Origin of the sequence: Rathayibacter sp. AY1D5, assembly GCF_002932515.1 — a bacterium.
Lineage (GTDB): Bacteria > Actinomycetota > Actinomycetes > Actinomycetales > Microbacteriaceae > Rathayibacter.
The window spans coordinates 1-6565 of the sequence record NZ_PSVU01000083.1 but is presented as its reverse complement, the minus strand read 5'-3'; the positions used below and the strand labels follow the sequence as shown (position 1 = coordinate 6565).

Here is a 6565-nt window from a genome sequence, read left to right as displayed (position 1 = left end):
CGACGCGGTTGGTGAGCGTCTCGCTGGTTCCGTCGGAGCCGGTGCTGGAGCCGGTGACGCTCGCGATCATGTTCAGGCGCACGCGCACCGCCTCGTCGGGACGCCAGGCGTCCGCGACCGCCGCTCGCGCGCCCTCCTCGCCGATCACGATCGGCGGACCGGCGGGGACGAGCGGCCGGAGGATCATGCGGCCAGGTGCGCGCGGACCTGCCGCTTGGTGCGGCCGAGCAACGCGGTCATGCCGCGCAGGCGCAAAGGCGAGACCGCCTCCGAGAGGCCGATGGTCTGCGGGAAGTCGTCGGGGACGGCGAGCACCTGCTCGGGGGTGAGCCCGGCCAGGCCCTGCGCCAGGATCGACGCGAAGCCGCGCGTCGTGGGCGCCTCGCGAGGAGCCGTGGCGTGCAGGTGCACGATCCCGCCCTCGACGTCGACGACGATGAAGACGGGCGCCTGGCACTCCTCCACGCGCTCGAAGAGGTCCGGGTGGTCGCGGTAGCGCTCGGGCAGGTCGGGGAGCTCGTTCGAGAACTCGAGCAGGAGCTGCAGGCGCTCCGGCTTCTCGAGGGCGAGGAACTCCTCGCGGATGTCGCGCAGAGCGTCGGGGAGCGTGGTGTCGGTCATCCGGTCCAGTGTCTCATCGGGGGAGGGGCGGCGGGCGGTCGCAGCGGAGGCCGGGAGCCCGGATCCGGCCCGTCGACGGGCGGATCGGCGCTCCCGGCCTCCGCCGTGACGCGTCAGCGGGCCGCGGGGGCCTCGCCGGGCTCGGCGCCCTGCACGATCGGGACGCGGACGGCGCTGCCCCACTCGGTCCAGGAGCCGTCGTAGTTGCGGACGCCCTCGAAGCCGAGGAGGTGGGTCAGCACGAACCAGGTGTGGGCGGAGCGCTCGCCGATCCGGCAGTAGGCGATGACGGAGTCGCCGTCCTTCAGCCCCGCGCCCTCGCGGTAGATGCCGTTCAGCTCGTCGAGGGGGCGGAAGGTGCCGTCCTCGGCGGCGGCCCTGCCCCAGGGCACGTTCTGCGCGCTGGGGATGTGACCGGCGCGCAGCGCGCCCTCCTCCGGGTAGGCCGGCGCCGTGGTGCGCTGCCCGGTGAACTCCTCCGGGGAGCGGACGTCGATCAGCGGGTTGCCGAAGTGCGCGAGGACGTCGTCCTTGAAGGCGCGGATCTCGGCGTCGCTGCGTTCGACGACGGGGTACTCGGCGGGCTCCGGGGAGGAGGCGTCCGTGGTCGTCGGGCGGCCCTCGGCGAGCCACTTGTCGCGGCCGCCGTCGAGCAGACGGACGTCCTCGTGACCGAAGAGGGTGAAGACCCAGAGCGCGTAGGCGGCCCACCAGTTGTTCTTGTCGCCGTAGACGACGACGGTGGTGTCGCGGGCGATGCCCTTGCCGCCGACGAGCGCGGCGAACGCGGCGCCGTCGATGTAGTCGCGCTGCACCGGGTCGTTGAGGTCGGTGTGCCAGTCGATCTTGACGGAGCCGGGGATGTGGCCGGTCTCGTAGAGCAGGACGTCCTCGTCGGACTCGACGACGACGAGACCGGGAGTGCCGAGGCGCTGCTCGAGCCAGTCGGCGCTGACGAGCCGTTCGGGGTGCGCGTAGGAGGCGAACTTCGGCGACGGATCGGTTTCGACGGACAAGGAGGACCTCCAGGATGGTGCGCGGAGCGCGGGCGTGATTCCACGGCGGGCTACGCTGGAGCCCGCCCTTCAGCGACAGTACGCGTCCGCGGACGACGCCGCACGGAGGGCGCCGTAAGAGTTCGACACAGAACCGCGGCGGCTCCGTGCCCGGTGCGGCCGCCGCCACTGAGCGCACTGACCCCCGCCGTGCGCAGGATGCGAGACGCGAGTGAGCCCCGACGACGTCCGATCGACGAGCAGCCTGACCGCCCGCTCGCCCCAGATCAGCGGGCACGAGATCGCGTCGACGCTGGTGCCCCCGCGCCAGTTCGAGGGCGCCACCTTCGAGAGCTACCGTCCCGACCCGGAGTACCCCTCGCAGGCCGACGCGGTGGAGGCTCTGCGCGCGTTCGCCGCCGGCGGCGGATCCAAGGGAGGCGGAGGCGGCTTCCTGGGCTTCGGCCGGAAGAAGGCCCCCGCGGTCAAGCCGGGCGTGTACCTCGACGGCGGCTTCGGCGTCGGCAAGACCCACCTGCTCGCGGCGATCTGGCACGCGGTGCCGGGCCGCACCTACTTCGGGACGTTCATCGAGTACACCGCGCTCGTCGGCGCGCTCGGCTACGCGGCGACCGTCTCGCTCCTCAAGGGCTCGGCGCTGCTGTGCATCGACGAGTTCGAGCTGGACGACCCGGGCGACACGATGCTGATGACGCGGCTCCTCGGCGAGCTCGTCGCCTCCGGGAGCCGCATCGCCGCGACCTCGAACACCCCGCCCAACGCGCTGGGCGAGGGGCGCTTCGCCGCGGCGGACTTCCTCCGCGAGATCCAGTCGATGGCCGCCCACTTCGAGACGATGCGGATCGACGGCACCGACTACCGGCGCCGCGACATCGAGGGCCACGCCGTGGTGCGCACCGACGAGGAGATCGACGCTCTCGTCGCGGCCGCCCCCGCCGGCTCCGTCGTCACCGACGACCCGTTCGCGGACGCCGTGCACCACCTGGGCACCGTGCACCCCTCCCGCTACATCAAGGTGATCGACGGCGTCGACACCATCGTGCTCCGGGGCGTCACCGCTCTGACCGACCAGACCGACGCCCTGCGCCTCGTGGCCTTCATCGACCGGGTCTACGACGCGCAGATCCCGGTCCTCGCCTCCGGGACGCCCCTCGACGAGGTCTTCGGCGGCGACATGCTGAGCGGCGGCTACCGCAAGAAGTACCTGCGCTCGATGTCGCGGCTCATCGCGCTCACCTCGATGGCGCCCCGCTCCTAGGGGCGGATCCGCTCTCCTCCCGGCGTTCCCGGGGTCGTCGTCGTGCCGTCCGCCAGCGCGCCGTAACGCGCTTTTTACACAGGGGCCTCGGCCGTAACCTCCGCGAAACGCGGTGCCTCACGGGACGAAACCTCGCGCCACCAGACTGTCGGCTACCCGAGGTGACCCGACACCCGCGTGTCTCCAGGCCGTGCTCCGACGCAGCGTCCTCGCTCCGGGCTTTTCTCTGCACACTCACGAGAGGTTCAACAATGGATCAAGGCAATACCGCGTTCCTGCTCATCGCAGCCGCGCTGGTCCTGCTCATGACCCCCGGGCTCGCCTTCTTCTACGGCGGCCTGGTGCGTGCGAAGAGCGTCATCAGCATGATGATGCTCAGCTTCGGAGCCATGGGCCTCATCGGGGTCCTCTGGGTCCTGTACGGCTACGCGATCGCGTTCGGCAACGGCCCGTCCGGCCCCGCGGGGACCGACACCTTCGTCGGCATCGACGGCGTCCTCGGCATCGACACCGCCCAGATCGGCCTGCAGGGCATCTACAACGACGCACTCGGCGAGCAGACGTCGGCCTACCCGACGCTGGCCTTCGCCGCGTTCCAGGCGACGTTCGCGATCATCACCGTCGCGCTCATCTCCGGCGCCATCGCGGACCGCGCGAAGTTCGGGGCCTGGATGGTCTTCGCCGGCGTCTGGGCCACCGTCGTTTACTTCCCGGTCGCCTCGTGGGTCTTCAACTTCACCCTCGGCGACGACGCCACCGTCGTCGACGGCGGCTGGATCGCCTACGGCGTCGGCGCGATCGACTTCGCGGGCGGCACCGCCGTCCACATCAACGCCGGAGCGGCGGCCCTCGCCCTCGCCCTGGTGCTCGGCAAGCGCGTCAACTTCACCAAGGGCGCGCACCAGCCGCACAACCCGCCGTTCGTGCTCCTGGGCGCCGGACTGCTGTGGTTCGGCTGGTTCGGCTTCAACGCCGGCTCCGAGCTCGCCGCCGACGGCATCGCGGCCGTCGCCTTCCTCAACACCATCGCCGCTCCGGCCGCCGCGATCCTCGGCTGGCTCGTCGTCGAGAAGATCAAGGACGGCAAGCCCACCTCGATCGGCGCCGCCTCGGGCGCGGTCGCGGGCCTCGTCGCGATCACCCCGGCGTGCGCCAGCCTGTCGCCGTTCTGGGCGATCGTCCTGGGCGTCATCACCGGAGCCGTCTGCGCCCTGGCGATCGACCTCAAGTACCGCCTCGGCTACGACGACTCGCTCGACGTGGTCGGCGTGCACCTGGTCGGCGGCCTCATCGGAACGCTCTACATCGGCTTCTTCGGCACCGGCGTGGGCCTGTTCCTCACCGGCGACGCGAGCCAGCTCGGCAAGCAGGCCCTCGCGGCCTTCACCGTCCTCGCCTACTCCTTCGTCATGACGCTCCTCATCGGCTGGATCATCCAGAAGACGATGGGCTTCCGCGTGAAGAACGAGGACGAGATCGCCGGCATCGACACGGCCATCCACGGCGAGGCGGGCTACGTCCTGGCGGACTGACCCCCTCCTCCGCAGCACCCGACGGGGTGCCGGCTCTCCGGAGCCGGCACCCCGTCGGCGCGTCCGGGCCGGGCGACCGCCGGGCGCGCCCCCGCGGGCGGGCGGCCGCGGATCCGGGCTAGGGTTCCGGGGTGCCCTCCTCGCGCTCGGTCGTGTCCCTGCTCCTCCGACTCCTCGGCCGCGCGGTCGCCCCGCGGCCGGACGCCGGGCCCCGCCCGCAGCGCCCGTACCTGAGCACGACGGCGCCGACCCCGGGCGCGAGCGGAGTGGGCCGCACCGTCGAGGTCGACCCGTCGCGGCTCCGCGGGGTCCGCCTGGGCTACGCGCCCACGCCCGACGGCGACCCGGACCCGGGCGAGGTCGTCTGGACCTGGGTGCCGTACGAGGAGGACGACGGCCGCGGCAAGGACCGCCCGGTGCTCGTGCTCGCGGTCGAGAAGTCGGGGACAGTGCTCGCCGTGCGGCTGAGCTCGAAGGAGCACTCCGACTACCTGGCCGTCGGGACCGGCGGCTGGGACCCGGACGGGCGGCCCAGCTGGGTCGACCCGGAGCGCGTGTTCCGCGTGCACCCCGCCGGGATGCGCCGCGAAGGAGCAGCTCTGGAGCGTGCTCGGTACGACGCCGTCGCCCGGGTGCTCTCGGCGCGGTACGGCTGGCACTGAGCGCTCGACGCCGTTGAGCGGCCACGAGTGGTCGCCGCTGAGCGCCTCAGGGGAGATCCCTGCCCGTCGAACGAGGGCCGTGCTCCTCGGAGGAGGCGTCAGACCGGGTCGATCGGCACGAAGCCCGCGTACTTCGCGGCGCGGCCGTCCCCGGAGGACGTGCCGGTGAGCCTGCGCTGCACCCACGGCGCGACGTGCTGCCGGTAGTACTGCACGGTTCCGCCGCGCCGGAGTGCGGCCTCGGGAGCGTCGGGCAGCGCGGCGGGCGGCGTGAGCCCGAGCGCCCGCAGGACCCGGTCGGCCACCCGACGGTGCCCCCGCGGGCCGAGGTGCAGGCGGTCCTCCGACCACAGCGCCGGATCGGCGAAAGCGGGGTCGTGCCAGTTGTCGGCGACGACCACGTCGGTCCGGTGGCTCGTCCGGCGCAGGACGGCGTCGGTCAGCGCGTCCCCGCGGCGGCGGATGAGCGAGCCGAGCGGGAGCCGCGGCGACGGGTCGGCGCCGGCCAGGGCGATCAGCACGACGCCCTGCTCGTCGCAGCGCTCGAGGACGCGGAGGTAGGCGTCGGCGATCCGCTCGATGTCGGCCCGCGGGCGCAGCATGTCGTTGCCGCCTCCGTTGAAGGAGAGGTGGGTCGGGCCCAGGGCGAGCGCGGGCTCGAGCTGCTCGGCGAGGATCGGCGCGATGAGCCGGCCCCGGATCGCGAGATTGGCGTACTCGATCCGCTCGCCCGTGGCCGCCGCCCATCCCGCGGCCGTCAGATCGGCCCAGCCGCGCGTGGTGCCGTCCGGCCGCTCGTCGCCGACGCCCTCGGTGAAGGAATCGCCGATCGCGACGTAGCGGACGGCCGTCATCGGCGGGTTCCGGAGGTGCGCATCGTGGCACTGTACCGCTCCGCGGCCGGGCTCAGGCGCGGCGCCTCAGCGGGGTGACCGGTGCCGAGCGGATGCTGCTGGGGCGGGCCGGAGTCGCAGCACCCGGCGCTGCGGCGAGCAGCTCCTCCTCGGGCCGGGTGCCGGGCCGATGCTCGCGCTCGGGACGCGGGGCGGCCCGGAACCAGGCGGCCAGCGCGGAGGACCGGCGGTGCCTCCGGTGGTCGCGGTCCAGCTCGGCGGTGCCCCGGTAGCCGGAGCCCCGGGCGATGCGGTCGAGGCCGCCGAGAGCGACGGGGGTGCTCGCCATCAGGACGGCGGCCAGCTCGAGTCGGCGGAGGGCGAGGTGCTCGTCGAGGCCGAGCCCGTAGCAGCGGCGGAACCGCAGCCGCAGCAGCAGGGCGGGCATCCGCAGCTCGGCGGCGAGGTGGTGGACGGTGAAGCGCCGATCGAGGTAGCGCTCGTTGACGAGGGCGGCCGCCGCGATGGCGACGACGTCGAGCGGCCGGCGGGAGGCGGCGAGGCGGGCGCTCTGGTGTTCGGGGGCGGCCACGTCGTGATGCCTCTGCTGGAGGCGCAGACGGTCGGCGCCGGCGCGGTCGGG

At 73.2% G+C, this 6565-nt stretch carries 7 protein-coding genes and 1 pseudogene; 3 read left to right on the top strand and 5 right to left on the bottom strand.

Annotation, left to right across the window (positions count from 1 at the left end):
• The 3 genes and pseudogenes from C5C82_RS16510 to C5C82_RS16500 all read right to left on the bottom strand — a co-directional run.
• Positions 1–187: pseudogene (locus C5C82_RS16510) on the bottom strand (hypothetical protein); the annotation flags it as partial.
• Positions 184–621 (bottom strand): SufE family protein, encoded by a 438-nt coding sequence (locus tag C5C82_RS16505; RefSeq protein ID WP_104222086.1) that lies wholly within the window; start codon positions 619–621, stop codon positions 184–186. The pseudogene C5C82_RS16510 and the gene C5C82_RS16505, both read right to left, overlap by 4 nt.
• Positions 622–734: 113 nt before the next feature.
• A complete protein-coding gene (locus tag C5C82_RS16500; protein WP_104232576.1) occupies positions 735–1637 on the bottom strand; it encodes a sulfurtransferase in 903 nt (300 codons plus the stop codon).
• A gap of 211 nt (positions 1638–1848) precedes the next feature.
• Here C5C82_RS16500 and zapE point away from each other — a divergent pair, with 211 nt between their 5' ends.
• From zapE to C5C82_RS16485, 3 genes are all read left to right on the top strand, one after another.
• Positions 1849–2895 carry a cell division protein ZapE gene (zapE, locus tag C5C82_RS16495; protein ID WP_104309983.1) on the top strand — a complete coding sequence of 349 codons (1047 nt, stop codon included), beginning with the start codon at positions 1849–1851 and terminating at the stop codon, positions 2893–2895.
• Between the two features lie 251 nt (positions 2896–3146).
• Positions 3147–4427: an ammonium transporter gene (locus tag C5C82_RS16490; RefSeq protein ID WP_104222080.1), complete on the top strand. Its 1281-nt coding sequence runs from the start codon at positions 3147–3149 to the stop codon at positions 4425–4427.
• 131 nt (positions 4428–4558) lie between these two features.
• The gene (locus C5C82_RS16485) at positions 4559–5089 is read left to right on the top strand and encodes a type II toxin-antitoxin system PemK/MazF family toxin (protein WP_167299028.1); all 531 of its coding nucleotides are present in this window, start codon (positions 4559–4561) and stop codon (positions 5087–5089) included.
• Between the two features lie 98 nt (positions 5090–5187).
• On the opposite strand, the gene C5C82_RS16480 is transcribed toward C5C82_RS16485, so the two are convergent.
• Both C5C82_RS16480 and C5C82_RS16475 read right to left on the bottom strand, forming a co-directional pair.
• Positions 5188–5943 (bottom strand): SGNH/GDSL hydrolase family protein, encoded by a 756-nt coding sequence (locus tag C5C82_RS16480; protein ID WP_104292079.1) that lies wholly within the window; start codon positions 5941–5943, stop codon positions 5188–5190.
• 52 nt (positions 5944–5995) lie between these two features.
• Positions 5996–6565: hypothetical protein (locus C5C82_RS16475; RefSeq protein ID WP_219814860.1), on the bottom strand; the 570-nt coding region annotated here is incomplete at its 5' end.